Source organism: Lentisphaera araneosa HTCC2155 (genome assembly GCF_000170755.1).
Taxonomy (GTDB): Bacteria; Verrucomicrobiota; Lentisphaeria; order Lentisphaerales; family Lentisphaeraceae; genus Lentisphaera; species Lentisphaera araneosa.
Genome location: NZ_ABCK01000002.1, coordinates 221,671 through 240,471, shown reverse-complemented (window position 1 = coordinate 240,471; position 18,801 = coordinate 221,671). Strand labels below are relative to the sequence as shown.

The 18,801-nt window shown below is 42.9% G+C and carries 13 protein-coding genes; 2 read left to right on the top strand and 11 right to left on the bottom strand.

What is annotated here, in order from left to right; translation table 11 throughout:
- Nucleotides 1-635 precede the first annotated feature (635 nt).
- The 6 genes from LNTAR_RS02415 to LNTAR_RS02390 all read right to left on the bottom strand — a co-directional run bounded on the left by LNTAR_RS02415 (nucleotide 636) and on the right by LNTAR_RS02390 (nucleotide 7,378).
- Complete coding sequence (locus LNTAR_RS02415; protein ID WP_007277036.1) at nucleotides 636-2,009, bottom strand: sulfatase family protein; 1,374 nt, start codon at nucleotides 2,007-2,009, stop codon at nucleotides 636-638.
- A gap of 1,350 nt (nucleotides 2,010-3,359) precedes the next feature.
- Nucleotides 3,360-5,501 carry a fibronectin type III domain-containing protein gene (locus LNTAR_RS02410; RefSeq protein ID WP_007277035.1) on the bottom strand — a complete coding sequence of 714 codons (2,142 nt, stop codon included), beginning with the start codon at nucleotides 5,499-5,501 and terminating at the stop codon, nucleotides 3,360-3,362.
- An 81-nt stretch (nucleotides 5,502-5,582) separates the two neighbouring features.
- A complete protein-coding gene (locus LNTAR_RS02405; protein WP_007277034.1) occupies nucleotides 5,583-6,020 on the bottom strand; it encodes a hypothetical protein in 438 nt (145 codons plus the stop codon).
- On the bottom strand, nucleotides 6,013-6,471 hold the full coding sequence (locus tag LNTAR_RS02400) for a hypothetical protein (protein WP_007277033.1): 459 nt from the start codon (nucleotides 6,469-6,471) through the stop codon (nucleotides 6,013-6,015). The genes LNTAR_RS02405 and LNTAR_RS02400 overlap by 8 nt, the downstream gene beginning before the upstream one ends.
- Nucleotides 6,471-6,899: a hypothetical protein gene (locus LNTAR_RS02395; protein WP_007277032.1), complete on the bottom strand. Its 429-nt coding sequence runs from the start codon at nucleotides 6,897-6,899 to the stop codon at nucleotides 6,471-6,473. Before LNTAR_RS02395 ends, LNTAR_RS02400 begins: the two co-directional genes overlap by 1 nt.
- A gap of 215 nt (nucleotides 6,900-7,114) precedes the next feature.
- A complete protein-coding gene (locus LNTAR_RS02390) occupies nucleotides 7,115-7,378 on the bottom strand; it encodes a hypothetical protein (RefSeq protein ID WP_007277031.1) in 264 nt (87 codons plus the stop codon).
- 543 nt (nucleotides 7,379-7,921) lie between these two features.
- Here LNTAR_RS02390 and LNTAR_RS27035 point away from each other — a divergent pair.
- Nucleotides 7,922-8,098: a hypothetical protein gene (locus tag LNTAR_RS27035; protein WP_007276686.1), complete on the top strand. Its 177-nt coding sequence runs from the start codon at nucleotides 7,922-7,924 to the stop codon at nucleotides 8,096-8,098.
- A gap of 2 nt (nucleotides 8,099-8,100) precedes the next feature.
- Nucleotides 8,101-9,441, top strand: coding sequence for a group II intron reverse transcriptase/maturase (gene ltrA / locus LNTAR_RS02385; protein ID WP_007276687.1), 1,341 nt, complete (start codon nucleotides 8,101-8,103; stop codon nucleotides 9,439-9,441).
- Nucleotides 9,442-9,956: 515 nt separating this feature from the next.
- Here the strand turns inward: ltrA and LNTAR_RS02380 are convergent.
- The 5 genes from LNTAR_RS02380 to LNTAR_RS02360 form a co-directional block, all read right to left on the bottom strand.
- On the bottom strand, nucleotides 9,957-11,801 hold the full coding sequence (locus LNTAR_RS02380; protein ID WP_007277030.1) for a sulfatase: 1,845 nt from the start codon (nucleotides 11,799-11,801) through the stop codon (nucleotides 9,957-9,959).
- Nucleotides 11,802-12,116: 315 nt separating this feature from the next.
- Entirely contained in the window at nucleotides 12,117-12,929 is an 813-nt protein-coding gene (locus tag LNTAR_RS02375) for a PGAP-CTERM sorting domain-containing protein (protein WP_007277029.1), read from the bottom strand.
- A gap of 73 nt (nucleotides 12,930-13,002) precedes the next feature.
- Nucleotides 13,003-13,860, bottom strand: coding sequence for a DUF4114 domain-containing protein (locus tag LNTAR_RS02370; RefSeq protein WP_007277028.1), 858 nt, complete (start codon nucleotides 13,858-13,860; stop codon nucleotides 13,003-13,005).
- A gap of 266 nt (nucleotides 13,861-14,126) precedes the next feature.
- Nucleotides 14,127-15,551: a DUF1501 domain-containing protein gene (locus tag LNTAR_RS02365; protein WP_007277027.1), complete on the bottom strand. Its 1,425-nt coding sequence runs from the start codon at nucleotides 15,549-15,551 to the stop codon at nucleotides 14,127-14,129.
- A gap of 5 nt (nucleotides 15,552-15,556) precedes the next feature.
- The gene (locus LNTAR_RS02360; RefSeq protein ID WP_007277026.1) at nucleotides 15,557-18,769 is read right to left on the bottom strand and encodes a DUF1553 domain-containing protein; all 3,213 of its coding nucleotides are present in this window, start codon (nucleotides 18,767-18,769) and stop codon (nucleotides 15,557-15,559) included.
- Nucleotides 18,770-18,801: the final 32 nt, after the last annotated feature.

The window sequence follows — 18,801 nt, the reverse complement described above, 5'->3', positions numbered from 1 at the left end:
GCTGCGCTGAAAGATCGCTTCGCAAGCTCACTGAAAGACCGCGCTTCGCGCTGCAGATCGGCCTTCGGCCTGCAGATAAAAGCTGGGAGCGACCCATTCCATGCGGAAATAGACTTCGTAGTTTTATTCAATTTATCAGGTGTTAGATAAGTTTTATCACGCAGAGTCGCTAGGTCGCAGAGTTTTTTGCTGGGAGCGCAGGCATCCTGCCTGCTTTAAAAAAGTGGATAGAAATAAGACCGCGCTTCGCGCTGCAAGATCGCTACGCTTGCAGATCGTTCGCAAGCTCACTGCAGATCGATCTTCGGCCTGCAGATAAAAGCTGGGAGCGCAGGCATCCTGCCTGCTTTAAAAAAGTTGTCAGCTATCCGTGGGCAGTTTTATCTGTGTTAATTTGAGTCATCTGTGGACACTTTATGCCGTACCTTCGGCACTCGACTTTATGTTCATTATTATTTACTAACACGGGCGTACTAGGCTGAGTTATGCCGTACCTTCGGTACTGATGATGAATGCCAAAGGCGCCAGCCTAGGGAGATGGAATACACGATTAAAATTGGATGCCGCAGGCATGGCACAAAAAAGCCCCGTGAATGAACACGAGGCTTTGGAAGTTCTTAGAGCTTCACTCAGCTTTATTTTATCTCTCTCAAAGAAGAGAAGACATCGCCTGTGGGTTCAGTGGGAAGCTCAGCTTGCCAGTCCTTAATTTGCTTAAGGAGTTTTTGGGCGACTTCAGTTTTGTTTTCCTTGAGGTCATTCTTTTCCATGGGATCATTAACGATATCATAGAGTTCGAAGTACTGCAGGTCGTGATTGGCGAGCAGTTTAAAATCTTCGTGCATGACTGCGTAAGTGACCCAGTGAAAGCCACCGACTTTTGACGCGGGAACTTTGTTAGGCATTTTCCAGAAAAGTGGTTTTGTACGCGTGGTTTCTTTATCTTTGCCTATTAGTGCTTGCACTTGTGAAAGACCATCGGGTTTATAATCCGCAGGGAGCTTGGCACCAGCGAGTTCACAGAAAGTAGGGAGCAGATCTACTGCAGAAATAGGGGAGACTTTATTAATTTTACCTGCGGCAACTTTACCGGGCCAGCGAACGATAAAAGGAACGCCAATTCCACCTTCGTAGACACAGGCTTTCCAGCCTTTACGTCCACCAGTAATGCCCATGGCAGCGCCAACATCCCAGCCAGCACCAGTTGCAGTATCGTACATGAGTCTGTGTTGAGAATCACTTTTTGCACGAGCTGGACCATTATCGGAACTGAAGATAACGAGTGTATTATCAGCAATTTTTAAACGATCGAGTGCGTCGAGGACATCGCCAATGCGATCATCGGCATGGGAAAGTACTGAAGCATAAATACGATCTTTTTCGGGGAGGTCGCGGAAGCGCCATTCATATTTAGGTTGGGTGTGGAAAGGAGTATGAGGCTCATGAATCCAGAGGTTGACGAAGAAGGGCTTCTTTTCCGCTACAGATTTCTCAATGAACTTTATGCAGTGCATGGAATCTTCATGATAAGGCATTTGTTCGCCCGCACAATTGAAGGCGCCATACTCATCGTAGCCATATTCTGAGGGCAGTGGCGAATCGGGAATCATATTGTTAGCTAAATGCCATTTGCCAAAATGAGCGGTGCGGTAACCCGCTTTTTGAAGGAAACGTTGAAGTAAAGGAGCATTCGTTGGTAACCAATCAGGCATGCCACGTTTAGCGTTGCTGGGAACCCAAGCAAAGTGACCATCAATACTATAGCGCGCCGGGAATTGACCGGTGACCACTGCCGCACGGCTCGGAGAGCAAACACCACTTGCCACCGTGAAGCGGTAAAAGTCGGTGCCTTCTTTGGCGAGACGGTCGATATTAGGCGTTTTGACGTAGGGGTGACCATGGCAACTGAGGTCTTCCCAGCCCCAGTCGTCACTGAAGATAAAGAGGATGTTGGGTTTATCCGCGGCTTGAATGGCCATGAAAGAGAAGAGGAGAAGAAAGTATTTCATTCAGGGTCCTTTTGTTTGGATTTGATTGTATAAACAGAATAGATGGGCAAGTGCAACAAAATGTTGAGAGTTTTTTAATTAGACAAGAAATGAAGCTCACTTGTTACAAGTAAGCATCACATTCGTAGTTCATTCTTAAATAGAAGTTGATTCAATGACTTTTCGTAACAGCAGGAGGATGAAAAGTTTTTAGAAATTAGACCGTGCTTCGCGCTGGAAGACCGTTCGCAGGCTCACTGTAAGATCGCTACGCTGAAAGATCGTTCGCAAGCTCACTGCAGATCGGCTTCGCCTGCAGTTGTCAGAGTAACAAAGACTTTAGATTTCTCTCGCGAAGGCGCCAAGATACAAAGTTTTTTATTGGACCGCGTAGCTCCTGCTGCGCATTGTCTTTAATTGATAGGTTAGACAATTAATTCTCTATAGTTCTTTAGTCCGACCTTTTGTGTTAACCTTAGTCATATGTGGGTACTTTATGCCGTACCTTCAGCATTCCTTATGAGTACCGAGAGTACGGTATAGTTCAGCCTGGCTCGTGAGAGCTAGGAGATAAGATCGATCAAAAAAATGTGAGTGCCGAAGGTACGACATAGAGAAATACAATTCATCCACAGATGACTCCGATTAACACAGATGAAACTGCCAACGGATAATTGATGACTTCTTAAAGCAGGCAAGATTCCTGCGCTCCCGGGAAAAAACTCTGCGTCTTAGCGCCTCTACGTGATCAAGTATAAATAGCAAAAATCAATGAGTCGTTGAGTGATAGGCTAGGGTATAAGGCCCTATGCCATGCCCTTGGCATTCAACTTGAATCGTGTGTTCCATCTCCCAAGGCTGACGCCATTGGGCTGAGTTATGCCATGCCTTCAGCATTCCTTGAGTCGTTGAGTGGTAGCTAGGGTATAAGAACCTATGCCGTACCTTCAGCATTCCTTATGAGTACCGAGAGTACGGTATAGTTCAGCCTGGCTCGTGAGAGCTAGGAGATAAGATCGATCAAAAAAATGTGAGTGCCGAAGGTACGACATAGAGAAATACAATTCATCCACAGATGACTCCGATTAACACAGATAAAACTGCCAACGGATAATTGATGACTTCTTAAAGCAGGCAAGATTCCTGCGCTCCCAGCTTTTACCTGCAGGCCGAAGGCCGATCTGCAGTGAGCTTGCGAACGATCTGCAAGCGCAGCGATCTGATAACTTTTTCTCCCCCACGCTAAAGCGCGAACTACATACACATTCTCAGGACTTTAAAACCTCTGCGTCCCAGCGCCCCAGCGCCTCAGCGTTATCAATTATAATAGGAATGATTTAATGAGTCATGGAGCTAAACCATGGCGAAGTTCTATTTGCTTAGCTTCAAAGTAGCTGATGCTTCAGGTCCATCTTCTTGATCCGTTTTAATGGGGACAACTTGGAAATGATAGTGATCTCGTGCTTCATTAGGCAAAGTCCAAGTATAAGAGAAGTCAGTTATCAAACCTCTCGAAATAGTGTTATACTCGTACTCTACTAAGTCATCTACCTTAACTCTGAAACCACTAAGCCCTTTATCTGCTAAATCAATTACTTTCCATTTTAAGCTTACTTGCTTACCATCTTGTGTTAGGACTAGTTTTTCAGGTTTATAGCCTTCAGGAGTAGCCTCTACAAGAATGTCATTGGCCCAACGTTTCTTTGATTCTGCCACAGCACCAACCGCACTCAAAGCATATTGATATGATTTGTCTTCTGTTGAATCCGCCAATACAATTGAGTAAGAACGTAGATCTTTATTTAGCACCTTTTCATCCAGTATGATTTTATCATCCAAATACAGACGGAAGCCATTTAAGTCCTCTACATTATCATCATAAGCCCAATCAATTTTTAGATTATTTCTATCAATTTTAGTGACATTCAAAAACTTAGCAAAATCCACTGATAGCTTAGGCATAAAGACTTTAATTGTTGCCATTGTACCGTGATCACCACTTGTGCTCACAGGGACGAGTCCAATTGTAGCTTCCCGACCTAAGCTAGAGCCAAAGGTCAACTTATAGGAATTCCCATATATATTACCAATACCACCTTGCTCAATCATAGTTCCTGTATTTGATCTATCTCGGAAATCGTGGAATAATCTATAGTAAGCGGTACCCGACTCATTTGCATCCCATTGAAGATTAACTTGAAGGTCATCTTTAACTTTACTCACATCAGCTACTAGGCCCTTAATTTCATTTGCCATAAGAACTTTCTCGTAAATTATGTTTTTAGTGGTGCTCAATTCTTCTTCATTGCGATCAATTGCCCTTAATTGATAGGCATAGACTTTACCTTCAATTTTTGCTGTTTTATCCACAAAGCTTCTTTCCTTGGGAGCAATCTTTTTGACCAAGACAGTTTTTAAGCCAGAACCATCCTTGTCGCCCTCTACACCATATGCCGTAAGAGTGAGCTTAAAATATGATACGCGATTGGCTTCGTTTGGATCTTTTAACTTCCAGTTGATTTGCATATTTCCAGGCCCCAGATTCTTTATATTTGAAATAACAGGATTGTCACTCAAGCCTGCATTGGCTTCTGGATCATAGCTATAAAGAAAATCCTTAGAAAAACTCGACTGGAAGTAATCACTGGGGATAATGGCATAGACCTGCGCTTTACTTGGGTCGCAATTATCATCTTCAAAATGCCATTTTTTATCTTTTTGATCTGATTTACCACGCGTAAATGCTGGGTATAATACGCCATCACTTATATCCACAAATTCACCCGATTCATTTTTACGGTAAATAGTAAAGCCTTGCAAAGCCCCTTGCTTAAATTTATCAAGTGGATAGACCCACTCCAATTCAAGCGCGTAGCCCTTGTTCTTATAGGAAAGTTCGACATGGTAAATAGGGTCGTTTTTAGAGTGATATTTTACAATAAGCGACGATAATAAGGAGCCTTCACTTCCTTGCTCGTCTAGGGAAAATAGACCGTATTCAAAAACATCATTTGTAGAAAAGTCATTGTCAAGATATCCAAAACCCGTCATTAAAGCCTGATTGAAATCTTCCTTACAATAGATAAAAGCGGATCTTAATCCCCCCTCTCCTTGAAGCTCTGTGAGCATTTCTTTTGTGCTCATTGCTGACCAATCACCACTCGCAATCCAATGACTATACTTATCTTGAAGCTTGGTGATTTGCTGCTGATTTAAACCGTAGTTTCCATAGTTTTTATTAGCAGATACCTCTGGCTTTAGAGGAGAAGAATTTAGTTTTTTCCATTGGCCATTGAGTCTGCGTCTTTTGAGATTGAAGCCTAACTGCTTGAGTTCCCATTGATTTGGAATCCACATCAACTTCACATGATCAATTCCCGCCAAGGCATAAAGTTCTGCTTGAGCTTTAATAGGCTGTAGCGGTTTTGAATCGTGGGGGGCGTTCACAAGGGGCTCACTCTTTGCGGATAAGGCAAAGACTATTAGGCAAGCCGCAGTTTTTATCAATTTCATTTCTTTTTATTCCTGTGTCCCCTCCCCATCTCCGGAGTGGTTTACTTTTAATTTTTTGTGCAGGCTAAGTACTGCAGTAATTTATTTTGATTGATTATCTTTGCTCATGACTAGGGGTACATCGCCCGGTGCCATGATTTTTGTAAAGTCCTTTTTTGCCAAGTGAAGCACGAGCAAGCCAGCATCATTAATTTCACAAACTTGTTGATCCACCACTTTTCCATTTTCTGGCTTGATGATTTCGACATGAAGTGCCGAAGCTTTTTGAGCCACGACTTTGTAGTTCATGCTCATCATCACTTTGCCATTCTTCGACTGAATCAATTTTCCTTCGGCAGTGAATTCTGTGCTGACGCCCTTAAAAAATCCCAAGTGACTAGGCGCTTCTTTTAGGGCTTTGTATTCTTTAGTCTTTTGCGTGGCTGCTAGGTCAAAATTCCATTTGCCAACGAGTTGACTGGCATCGCTAGCAAAAAGATTAAAGGCGCAAAACATTAAGAAGTATATTAACTTATTCATTTTCTTCTGCCTCGACTTCTACGATGTACTGCAACCATTCCGCGTAAAGTTCTTTATAAAGACCTTCTGAATAATAAGTTTCTTTGCTTTCGGGATCAATTATTTTAGAGGTATGTAAGTGGTAGACTTTTGATTCAACTTTAAGCCTCGGAGACTCTACGTCATTAACAAGTAATTCCGGTTCTGTGCTCGAGCTTGCACCTAATGTGTTTAGAACATTGATCGTTAGTTCAGGGGAAACAGAAATATAATCGTGTACATAACGGTAATGTTCACCATTAGGAAACTCCCTGCGCCAAGCGACTTTCACATCCACTTCAGGCCGTTCATTGACTTCTGGCTGAATAGTTTCTGTCGAAGAAACTTTTTGTTCAGCTTTAGCTTCCACGGGTTTTTTCTCTGAATCGCAAGAAACCAAACATAAAATGAGGATAAAAATGAAGTATCTCATTAACGAATCTCCGTAATCATGTATTTGCCATCTATTTTTTCAACTATAACTCGAAAACTAGCAGATATGGCTTTTTTATGCGCTATCGAATCATCCCCGCGATAATTTACTGAAACCCCCCCTTCTGCTCTAGAACGAATTGTAATTCTTGTATTTTCAAGGTGTTTAAAAGCCACGACATTGTATTTTAAAAAGTAATAAAACGACTCACGATTTAAATCTACGTATTCTATAGCATCTTCGGTGCAGTACTTCAGAGCTTCCCAAGGTTTATTATCTTTAAAAGCTTGGATCAGCATATAACCTGGGTAGACATAGGAATCGGGAGAAATCTCGCCCAAATCACTGTAGCTATAGCCCTCGTCTACGGGGTAATCTGCTTGCACTGAGGCAAAAGCAAATAGCAATATAAGTATAAATTTTTTCATTGTAATTTTCCTTTTAATTGGCTCTAGCGCCTCTGGCGCTAGAGCATTAAAACTTAACGATAAGTAACAATTTTATATTGACCGTCAATTTTCTGAACACTGTATTTTAACGAAAAAATGACATTTTTCGGTTGAGGTATTAATACTTTCACAAAAATATCGCCTGCCTTCTTTTTGTCGGGATAGAACTTAAATCTAATCGCTTGTTTTTGATCTCAATCAGTATGGTAAGATTTTGCATCATTAGCCCAACCTTGGGTACGGTTTTTAATAAAATGATCAAAATCAGCCGTCCCAAAAGTTTTAGCCTTAGCGATATCCTTATCAAGAAAAGCTTGAATCATTTGCATCACGGGATAAGCAGGACAATCTGCTGTAACTTCTACTTCACCACGGTTATAATAGGTTTTTTCTTGGAGTTCTGCTGCTGTCATCGAAAATGACATTAACATCAATAAGCTTATCATTAGTTTTTTCATGTTTTTATTCCTTTGTTTTATTATTCAATAACTGCAGGTGTTTTTTGCGATCGCTTATAAGAAGTCTGAACTCATAATCACAATTAGGAGTACTAAAAGTTACGAACAATCCCTCCACCGGCCATCAAATTATCCACGGATTTATGGATGACAAGTATGATTTCCAAAACCCGATTCAAAATTTAGATTTTTTGATCGAAAAATTGAGTGCCGAAGTGCCCAGGGTACGGTATAGTACGCCTATGCGTACACAACAACAGCGAGGTGAAAGACCTCGTCAGGGTTGACCGTCAGCCCTGTAGTCGAAGTCAACTGCGTCGTTGTGAAACGGGGTGGGTAGTAGGGCCTAGACGAAATATCAGTCCGTAGGATGACGAACGCGTTTCGGCCGGTCAGGGTGTCGAGCCTGCTATATCATGGCGAAGACCAGAGAGCGGGAGGAAGAGCTGCGTAGCCTGAGGGCGAAGTAAGCCAACTGCTCAAGTTATACACGCTGAAGAAAGGCGGAAAGAAAAGCGGTGTATAGACGCTGACAGGTGTTTGGTGACGGAATGGTGTGAAGGTGTTGTGGATCAAGTAGGGAGACCTGTGTGGGCAGTACGGATTAATCCGCCACGCAGGAGTCAGAGCCCTCATAGTAGCGATGAAGGTGGTGAAAGTCACTGGAGCAAAGGGGGGCAGGAAGGTGAAACTGAGAAGAAAAGAATAGAAGGAATATAAGAATGTCAGAAATGGCTAAACAAATATTACGACGAGATGAACGCTTTGTTGAAATACAAGCGTGGGCGTCACCTTCTGTCTGGACGGATCAGATGCTGAAAACTCTTCATAGAGGAGTTGAAAGAGGCAAGTGGTACAGCTTATCAGATAAGCTGATGCGTAAGAATAATATTATGGAGGCTTGGGAGAAAGTGTGTTCAAATAAGGGCAAACATGGAGTGGACATGGTATCAATCGAGCGCTACGAATCAGAGCTGGAGTATAATAATGCTAAGCTTCTCGAAGAACTGCAAGATGGAAGGTATGATCCCAGTGCAGTGCGCCGAGTGGAAATCCCAAAAGGTGATGGTCGAAAGACCAGACCTTTGGGAATACCCACAGTGCGTGATCGAGTAGTTCAAACAGCTCTGAAACATGTGATAGAGCCGATATTCGATATCGACTTCTCGCCCTACAGTTTTGGATTTCGTCCAAAGCTGGGTTGCAAGGATGCACTTAGACGAGTGAATGAATTGTTAAAGCAGGGCTATCTCTATGTTATGGATGCCGACATCCAAAGCTACTTCGATACTATACCACATGAGAAACTCATGAGTCGAGTCAAGGAAAAGATCATTGATGGTAAAATTCTTGATCTGATCGAACAATTCCTCAAAGCCAATATCTTTGATGGTCTCAAACATTGGGAACCTGAAGAAGGTACACCGCAGGGAGGAATTATCAGTCCTCTGTTAGCAAATATCTATCTTGATCTCTTTGATCACAAGATGACCGAGGCTGGATTCGAGATAGTGCGCTATGCAGACGATTTCCTGATCATGTGTAAAAGTAAAGAATCAGCCAAAAGGGCATTGCGCAAAACGCGAAGGTGGATGAAAGCCAATGGGCTGAAACTTCATCCAGAAAAAACGCGAATTGCCGACATGACAGAGAAGTGCGAGTACTTCGAGTTTCTCGGATACCATTTCGAGAGAACGCGAAATACACATCGCATTAAACGTTGGCCAAGGAAGCAGAGCCTGAAGAAATGCAAAGATGCCATACGCAAGAAAACGAGGAGAAGCAATAAGGACTCAATAGAGGACATAATTGCTTACCTTCGGCCAAATCTTCTCGGATGGTATCAATACTTCAAGCACTCCACTGTGTATGCAATGCGAGGTATAGATGAATTTACACGCAGAAGACTGCGCAGTATTATAGCCAAATATAATCGCAAGAAAGGTTCTCATCGCATGATTGATACTCGTAAATACAATAAAGCCTACTTTACAGATCTAGGCTTCTTTTCACTGGAAGAAGCCTGGAAACTGGAATTTCAGTCTCTTCGGAGTAAGCACTGACTGGAGAGCCGTATGCGGGAGAACCGCACGTACGGTTCGGAAGGAGGGGAGACTCCGCAAGGAGTCTTCCCTACCCTTATAAGCCCTATGCCATGCCCTTGGCATTCAATTTTAATTGTGTTATTCCATCTCCCAAGGCTGGCGCCCTTGGCTAAGTTATGCCGTACCTTCGGCACTCGATTTATGTTGATCTATTTACCTAGCACTGGCGTACTAGGCTGAGTTATGCCGTACCTTCGGCACTCGATTTATGTTGATCTATTTACCTAGCACTGGCGTACTAGGCTGAGTTATGCCGTACCTTCGGCACTCGATTTATGTTGATCTATTTACCTAGCACTGGCGTACTAGGCTGAGTTATGCCGTACCTTCGGCACTCGATTTATGTTGATCTATTTACCTAGCACTGGTGTACTAGGCTGAGTTATGCCGTACCTTCGGCACTTTATTATTAATCTTGTAGCGTAGCGCGGTCTTGTAGTGAGCCTGCGAACGATCTGCAAGTACAGCAATCTTTATTTCACTGGGAGAGCTTTTTCGGAGTATTGGCCACGCTTTTTGAATTGACCGAGCTGGCCCATGCGTGGGTAGGAAACGAGAAAGTCCTGATCATCGATGAGGTTGAAGATGTAATGGGTGGTGCCCTTGGGGAGCTTGGCTGTGATTGATTTGCCTTTGACTGTGGCATCCATGCGGTACCACTCTTCGGAATTTTGCGCACCATTGAGGGTGTACATGAGGTAGGCTTTTTTAATTGAGTTCCCACGGTTTTTGTAGTTAAGAGTAACTCGTGAGCCGGATCTTGTATTGCTAAGAACGAGAGGGCTTGTTTTTGCCTGGCCTTTGAAATGGTGTGAGTAGGGGTTTTTATGGGGATAATCGGCATCCATTTCATCGAGTCTTTCTTGGAGCAAACGATTCATTTCTTTAGCTTTTTCGGGGAATTTTGACGCTAAGTTTTTACTTTCTTCGATGTCGACGCGTTGACCCTTATCATCATAGAGCTGATAGAGTTCGAGCTTGGGTTTACTCGGCATGTAATTGCGAATGATTTTCCAACCGTCAATACGTAAGGTTGAGTGCATGGACGCACTATTGGGGAAGTGATGCATCATGGAGTTGCGAACGCCACCCTTTGGATCTTTTACGAGTGTAGGATCATTGGGATCTTTTGCGAGCAGCGCAGAGATATCGGAACCATCGAATTCTAAGTTTGCGGGTTTCGCAGTTCCCGTCCATTCAAGGATCGTGGGAAAGAAGTCCATGCCATTGGCGAGCACATCTGTTTTTACATTGGTGGGTATGCCGGGGCCAGTAATGATGAGAGGAACGCGAATGCCACCTTCTTGGGCGTTGATTTTCCCTTTGTCGAGGGGGTAATTGTCAGTGATAACTTCACCGGGGTGACCTTCCATACCACCATTATCGGAAGTGAAAATGATGTAGGTATTTTCAATGAGTTTGTGACCAGGCCAGCGGGGATCATCAGTTTCTTTGAGGTAAGTGAAAATTTGGCCGACGTAATAATCGAGCATCTCGACCATGGCAGCGTAATAGGGGTTGTTTTGTCCAGGTGTATCCCAACCTTTGGGGTCAGTAGGGAAATCAATACCAAGTTTTTTGCAGTATTTTTCTAAGAGCGGGCGGCTGCGTGTGTGAATGGGTGTGTGAACGAGCCAAGTCGCGTAGTAGAGGAAGAAAGGCTTGTCTTTATTCTCTTTGATGAAAGTTAAGGCATCTTCGTTGTTTTGATGGAAGGGGAAATCATTATCATCGAGGCGGTAGGGATCATTTTTGTCTTTGGTGGCAAAATCACTGAGGCGATCTTTGCGTCCACCACCAGTCGCTCCACGGGAAGATCGAGTGAAATCGAAGCCGTGATCGATGGGCTGAGGGTAGGCGTGATGGTCAATGGCGATATGCCATTTGCCCACATGACCCGTGTAGTAGCCATTTGTTTTGAGGACTTCGGGAAGAATAGTTTCGGAGATCGGGAGACGTCCGCGATACCAAGGGGCAATCATTGACCAGCCTCTTTCGTGATTGGGGACGGGGGGTGCTCCGCCAACGACGTGAGGACGTTTGAGACGAACAGGGTGCTTGCCCGCTAAAACAGCACCGCGAGAAGGCGCACAGGTTGGCGCAGGGGAATAGGCTTGCCAGAACATGACCCCTTCACTAGCGAGTCGATCGAGATTGGGGGTTTCGTGAGCGGAAGGTTCGTCAATATCGTAACATTTGACGTCTTGCCAACCGAGGTCATCAGTAAAAATGAGTAAGACATTGGGCTTGGGGCGTTCATTTGCGAAGATCGCAAAAGACAAGGAAATAAGTAAAGAGAATAAAAGAGGTGATTTCATAAAGGGTCCATTTGTTTTGAGTAATAAACAATTTGCTTTTACGAATGAAACAAGATCCTTGTGTGATTTGCGACAAAATCACCGATAAAATAGCGTAAGAATGAGCACAAGAGTGGGATGAGGGGACGGATCAAGATGTTTTATGCGAGATTTGCTCACGAGGGAGGCGAGGCATATATAGTTACGGATGCATTATGATTTATGCGCCGTTCCTTCAGAAGGGAATGAGCATGAGAACTCAGGTCCTATGGTTGAAATTATAGGCTGAGTTATGCTATGTGCCCTTGGCGCCTTTAATTTTCAGCCTTAATTACATTAAATTCGGGATTTTAATGCAGAAATCATCATAAAAATTACTAAAGCAAAGAAGGGAGGAGTTGGAGCCCCAGGAGCTACGGTTGCATTATCAAATTCTACAAAATCACCACCATCGATAAATATATTTCTATTTCCGCCTACTCCTCCAGTGGTAGCTATAAAGTCTATCGAGTTTTGGTTAGTAAAATTAGCTATAACACTTGCATCCTCTTGTTGGGCAGTAAGGTCAGTTGCGCCTTCTAGAGGATTTGGAACATTACCGACTTGTTGATTAGTAAAGAGTGTATCTCCGATTTGATCAACAGTTGTAGTAGTAGTCAATTGAAATTCACCATCAGTGAGAAATTCAATAGTTTCAGTTCTGACACCGTTTCTTATTGAACCATCAATATCATACAGCGATAAACTATAATTAATATCATCAGGTAGACTTTCAAAGTCGAATAAATTTGTAGTTCCAGATTCATAGAAAGATAAGTTGTATGTACTCAACTGGTTGATAGCCTGGTTAATTTGGATGTCTGAACCAACTGCGCCATTTCGGTTGTAATTTCCTACATAGCTTGAAGTGCTTGATAATACAGCATCAATACTATATGGTGAAGTATTGACAACATCTAGATACACCATACCTAATTTTAATCCGTCGAAAGCAGTACCTGTATTTGAAATTAATTGATCAGGTTGTGTGCCATCGATATAATTGGTGAAGTCGAGGGATAACTTTAATGGATCTGCGTATATATACTGCAAACTACTTATAAATATAAGAATTAATAATTTGCTTCCTGTCATTCTATTAACTTTCATGTGTGTCTCATTATAAGTTTTTTATATATTTAATTATTATTAAGTTTTAATGATTTAAATTATGGATTCATTATTAGCTAAGGTTTAGTGAAAACTGATTAACTTTTAAATATTTAATAAGAAACATAGAAAAAATAATAAGAATCAAAATTTCCTCAGGCTCAGGTACTAAAGCCGAGTTATCAATGACATTTTGTACTGCATTTTGTCCTATATCTACAACAAATAATAAATCATTATAATCTTGGTCACCACCATTATAAATATCCTCAAAGCCCATTATTATGTATGGTGAATCCTCGATAGCAAAGCTGATTGCATGCTGGATCCCATCGGGGTTCATTTCAGTCACTGTGGTAAATGGAGTGAAACCTCTATTTGTACCTCCGTCAGCTCCATCGGGGATCACAAAGAAGTCTAAAGTTGTTCCTGCCGAAATAGTTCCTAATTCTACGTAATCACCAATTCTTAGAGGTTGTTCTTCATTCCAATATTGCAACTTTCGATGATAGCTTGCATCAGGAAAAACTAGTTGTGGGGTCCCTTCATCAACTCCAACGCCATCGGGATTAAAGCCTAAAGAATTATGATAACCAGCACCATCTTTAACAAAATACACTCTCGCGTCATAATCTTGTGTAAATGTCAATTTACTAGGGTCGACTGATAAGCTACTCACAGTTTCACTTGTAAGTGAGATGTTTTCTGCAAGATTTTGATTAACTATATCTAGAACTTCGGGAAGGTAATTGTTATAAAAGTCTGTGGAGCGTTCATCGGAAGCATATTGATAAACGGGACTTACAATATCCAAGTCCATTGGACGATCTAACGATTGCACAGGAGAAATGGTACCTTCGGAAAAGCCGGATAAAGTTAATAAAATCACATAAATAAATGTTATTTTTTGTAGAATGTTTTTGTAAATCATTATAAATCACCTTAATTTCAACAGATTTAACAAATTTAAGCAGCAATCATTGAGCCTTAATGTTATCAACTATTCTAAGTTGTTAATTAATAATAATTTATTTTAATTTCTAGGTCGGTTAGGGCTTCGATTATAACAAAAAAGTAACAAATTAAGTACACTTTTAGTGTGAGGATTCTCACAAAATTTAGTAGGTCGTATAAGTATCCTAATAAATATGCTACTCGAAAATATTATTGTAAATTAAATTGATTTTTTAAAGTTAATTATGCAATGATATCGTGGATGACTTTACGTGGTTCAACACCAGTTAAACGCATGTCTAAACCTTGGTGTTTGATCGAGAACTTCTCATGGTCAATACCTAAGAGGTGAAGAACAGTGGCATTGAAGTCATTGATGTGAACGGGGTTCTCTACGATATTGTAAGCGTATTCATCTGTCTTACCATATTCAAAGCCTTGCTTGACTCCGCCACCGGCCATCCAGTAGGTGAAGCAACGACCATGGTGATCGCGACCGTGATTATTTTTTGTCAGTTGACCTTGTGAATAAATCGTACGACCGAATTCACCGCCCCAAACCACGAGTGTATCTTCGAGCAAACCGCGACTTTCCAAGTCTTTTAAAAGTCCCATGGAGGGTTGATCAATGAGCTTACATTGGCCTTTAAAACTTTTTGGCAGGTTGCTATGGTGATCCCAGTTACGGTGGAAAAGCTGAATGAAGCGCACGCCATTTTCACTGAGTTTACGAGCTTTGATACAGTTATTGGCAAAGCTACCCGGCTTCATAACATCGGGGCCATAGAGATCGAGTGTCGCTTTTGATTCTTTGCTTAAATCGAGTGTGTCGGGCACTTCTGTTTGCATGCGATAAGCCATTTCGTATTGGGCGATGCGCGCATCAATTTCGGGATCTCTCATCTTTTCGTGATGACTTTTGTTGAATCCTCCGAGCACATCTAAGAGGTCACGGCGAGATCTTCTGCTCACACCTTTTGGGTTATCGAGATACAAGACGGCTTCGCTACCGCTACGGAATTTGACACCAGCGTGTTTTGAAGGGAGCATGCCGCTGCCCCAGAGTCGGGAGTAGAGTGCTTGGGGATTGCCCACACCCTTAGAAATCATGGTGATATAAGAGGGGAGGTTATGATTTTCGCTACCAATACCATAACTGAGCCAGGCACCTAAACTCGGGTGGCCGACAATTTGACTCCCAGTGTTGATATAGGTGATCGCAGGGTCGTGGTTCACAGCTTCGGTGTGCATGGATTTTACAATGGTGAGTTTATCCACCATTTTTGCCGTGTGAGGCAAGTGTTCGCAAACCCATGTTCCCATTTGGCCATGACGTTTGAATTCGTGCATCGGAGCCACACAAGGGAAAGATTTTTGACCGCTAGTCATACCCGTGATACGTTGACCATTTCTCACCGAATCAGGCAGCTCAGTGCCATGGAGTTTTCTCATTTCAGGGTGAAAGTCAAATGAATCCATATGTGAAGGTCCACCAGACATGAAAAGGTAAATGACTCTCTTAGCTTTGGCGGGGACTTTGGTTCTAAAATCGTGGCCGATGCCTCCGTCTGCACTCGCAAAAAGATTGTTTTGCAAACCACCTAAGGCCATGGCCCCAAGTCCTAAACCGCTTTTGAGTGCTTGACGTCTATCCATACGTAAATTCATAATGATTATTCCTTATTGAGATTTTCGTCTAAATTTAATACTAATTGAGCAATGAGAGTCCAACTTGCGTGTTCCGCAGGATCGAGTGTTTTATCTCGCTCGCTATCACCGATGCTCAGGAGGGCATCAGCGAGTTTTGGGTCTTTTTGAAATTCTGCTAGGCGTCTCTTATAGAAGGCTTTGACGTGAGTCACTTGGTAGGGCTCGGCATCTACGGCTAAAGACGATTTGAAAGCGTAGTGAATTTTGTCGTCAAAGTTTTTACCGCCTTCTTTGATAATTCTTTCGGCAAAGAAGCGAGCGGCTTCAACAAAGATCGGATCATTGAGGGTGACTAAAGCCTGCAGGGGGGTATTCGTTCTTGAACGTTCAATGGTGCACTTTTCACGTGAGGGAGCATCAAAAGTCGACATGTTGGGGATGGGAGAGGAACGCTTGTAGTAAGTGTAAATACTCTTGCGATAATTCTTTTCTCCTTTGTCTTGAACAAAGCGAACATTGCCGAGAAGCGAAACTTCGTTCCAAAGGCCACTAGGCTGATAGGGTTTGACCGACTCGCCACCGATTTGCGGACTTAGCAAACCGCCTACTTGTAGAGCTGAGTCGCGAATGTGTTCGCCAGCTAAACGGAAGCGTGGACCGCGAGCATAGAGCTTATTTTGTCTATCACGCTTGAGAAGTTCTTCTGTAACAGCGGAGTCTTGACGGTAGGTTTTCGACATGACAATCTGCTTGATGGTACGCTTAACATTCCAGCCATTATCTCTGAAATCAGTGGCGAGCCAATCGAGGAGCTCAGGGTGAGTGGGCCATGAACCTTGGTTACCGAAATCTGAAGAGGTACTCACGAGGCCTTTGCCAAAGAGCATCATCCAGTAGCGGTTGACGGTGACACGTGCGGTCAGGGTATTGTCTTTGTCCATGATCCACTGAGCAAAACCGAGGCGGTTTTTTCCATGGTTTGTCTTCATTGTAGGGAGAGCTTTAGGCGTATTAGGGAAGATCTCCAAATCCTTTTTCGGTTGGTCATAAGCGCCGCGATCGAGAATATAAGTTTTTCTTGCCTGGGCTTTTGGCTGATCCTGCATGATCATGACATTGAGGTTTTTGAAATCATTCAAAGGCTTAAGCGTCACATGTCTTTGTGTGAGTAGCGGCTTGAAGTTCAGTTTATTTTTTTGGTAAAAAGCATTCTTCAAATTCATGGTGAAATTAGGATTGGCGTTCTTTCCAAAAGCTAAGTCTTTGTAGCTCAAAGAAGCGAGGTTAGCGATTTCATTTGGAGCGAGGGCGCGATCGTAAATTTGTAAGAGCGTTATGGGATTATTAGTGTTCTTACCTGTGTGGCGACGACCAATCATGAAGGGGTGATTATTAGTGAATTGTGGCTTTAAGCTATCGTGGATAGTTTTTTGTTTAATTAACTGCCCATTGAGATACATTTTTACGCCACTGGCTTTTTGGCTACCATCGTAAGTGACGGTGATGTGCTGCCATTTATTGTGCAGCAACTCCTGCTCAGCTTCTACAAAGAGCCGTTCTTTATTGGGAATTCTTACGTAACTAAAACCGAGTTTGTTGTCATTTACATAGAGTTCCAAACCTTGGGCGTTGTGTTGCTGCGCTTGACCGAGAATGGTATGTTTTTCTTTTTGCGGTGCGTACTTTAAGTGGAAGGAAAGTGTTGAGGCTTGATTGGAATCAAAGATTTTCGGAATGCTGTTATACATGGCATGACGTAAAATAGTGGCTTGAGTTTTCGCGATAGGTTTTTTCGTCTTCCCGTCAATTTTCTCATCAATGCCATTAACGACTCGAATATTATGATTTTTTGGCGCTTCCATAAAAGCCAACTGGGCAAAATTATCGACTTGTTCGCGGGATCTTAAAGGGAAGAAGTGTTTCAAGCCTGCAGGAGCAGCTTTGAGTTGATTTGAGTTTTGCGCCAACCATTGATTGAAGGCGGCTTGGTGATCTTTATGGAACTTCTCAATGTTTTTATCTGCCGTGGATAACTTAGCCTGAAGTTCGCCAATCATTTTCTTCTGATAAGGATTATCGTGAATGGGGATCGTCGGTGCGGCGTTACCATTTCTGGATTGCATGCCTTTATCTGCAGCCACGTTAAAGAAAGCGTACATTTCAAAGAACTCTTTCTGAGTGATGGGGTCGTATTTGTGGTCGTGGCATTGCGCACATTCCGTAGTGAGTCCCAACCAGATTTTAGAAACGGTGCTGAGGCGGTCAACCGTGTATTCCACACGGTATTCTTCGGGGAAAGCACCGCCTTCATCTGTGGTGCCGTTATTTCTTAAAAAAGCTGTGGCAACTTTTTGATTCGTTGTCGCATTCGGCAAGTGATCACCGGCAATCTGTTCGATAGAGAATTGATCGAAGGGCATGTTTTTATTGTAAGCATCAATCACCCAGTCGCGCCAAGGCCACATGGTTCTTGGTCCATCGGCATGGTAAACGGATGAGTCGCCGTATCGAGCCATGTCGAGCCAAGGCAATGCCATGCGTTCGCCGTAAGCGGGCTTGGCTAAGAATTTATCTACAACTTTTTCGTAGGAATTATCGGAATCATCTTCGAGGAGATTTTTGACTTCCTCGAGGCTTGGGGGAAGGCCATTGAGGTCGTAAGAGAGGCGGCGAATGAGTTTTTCTTTCGAGGCTTCATCACTCGCTTCTAAACCTTCTTGCTCTAAACGCGAAAGAATAAAATTATCGATGGGATTTTCGACTTTATCTTGATCATCAACTTCAGGGACTTTCACGGTTTTGATCGGTTCAAAAGCCCAGTGCTTGGACCAAGTTGCACCCTCTTCGATCCAGCGTTTAAAGAGAGCGATTTCTTCAGCAGTTAAAGCCGCTTTATGCGATTTTTTGGGAGGCATGATATCATCGCTATCATCCGTGCTGATACGATAAAAAACTTCACTTTCTTCTGGGTTGCCAGGAATAATGGAAGCAATGCCATCTAAGACGCGGAATGCACCTTCTGGTCCATCGGGAATATCCAAACGCAAATCACCTTTGCGTTCTTCTTCATCGGGCCCGTGGCAATGAAAGCATTTATCGGAGAGGATGGGGCGAATATCTTTGTTGAAATTGACTTTAGCAATTTTCTTTTCCACCTTTGAATCATTTCCCACAAGGGCACAGCCACTTGCGACAATGAGTGAGAGAGGAAGTAGGAAAGTTTTTGTTTTGAGCATGAATGTGACCCTTGTTCTTAGTCTTTAAACAT

Excerpts from the sequence above, each read along its gene's own strand:
- LNTAR_RS02365 (WP_007277027.1), bottom strand. The coding sequence starts at position 15,551 with ATGAATTTACGTATGGATAGACGTCAAGCACTCAAAAGCGGTTTAGGA.
- LNTAR_RS02370 (WP_007277028.1), bottom strand. The coding sequence starts at position 13,860 with ATGATTTACAAAAACATTCTACAAAAAATAACATTTATTTATGTGATT.
- LNTAR_RS02415 (WP_007277036.1), bottom strand. The coding sequence starts at position 2,009 with ATGAAATACTTTCTTCTCCTCTTCTCTTTCATGGCCATTCAAGCCGCG.
- LNTAR_RS02405 (WP_007277034.1), bottom strand. The coding sequence starts at position 6,020 with ATGAATAAGTTAATATACTTCTTAATGTTTTGCGCCTTTAATCTTTTT.
- LNTAR_RS02375 (WP_007277029.1), bottom strand. The coding sequence starts at position 12,929 with ATGAAAGTTAATAGAATGACAGGAAGCAAATTATTAATTCTTATATTT.
- LNTAR_RS02400 (WP_007277033.1), bottom strand. The coding sequence starts at position 6,471 with ATGAGATACTTCATTTTTATCCTCATTTTATGTTTGGTTTCTTGCGAT.
- LNTAR_RS02410 (WP_007277035.1), bottom strand. The coding sequence starts at position 5,501 with ATGAAATTGATAAAAACTGCGGCTTGCCTAATAGTCTTTGCCTTATCC.
- LNTAR_RS02395 (WP_007277032.1), bottom strand. The coding sequence starts at position 6,899 with ATGAAAAAATTTATACTTATATTGCTATTTGCTTTTGCCTCAGTGCAA.
- LNTAR_RS02390 (WP_007277031.1), bottom strand. The coding sequence starts at position 7,378 with ATGAAAAAACTAATGATAAGCTTATTGATGTTAATGTCATTTTCGATG.
- ltrA (WP_007276687.1), top strand. The coding sequence starts at position 8,101 with ATGTCAGAAATGGCTAAACAAATATTACGACGAGATGAACGCTTTGTT.
- LNTAR_RS02380 (WP_007277030.1), bottom strand. The coding sequence starts at position 11,801 with ATGAAATCACCTCTTTTATTCTCTTTACTTATTTCCTTGTCTTTTGCG.
- LNTAR_RS02360 (WP_007277026.1), bottom strand. The coding sequence starts at position 18,769 with ATGCTCAAAACAAAAACTTTCCTACTTCCTCTCTCACTCATTGTCGCA.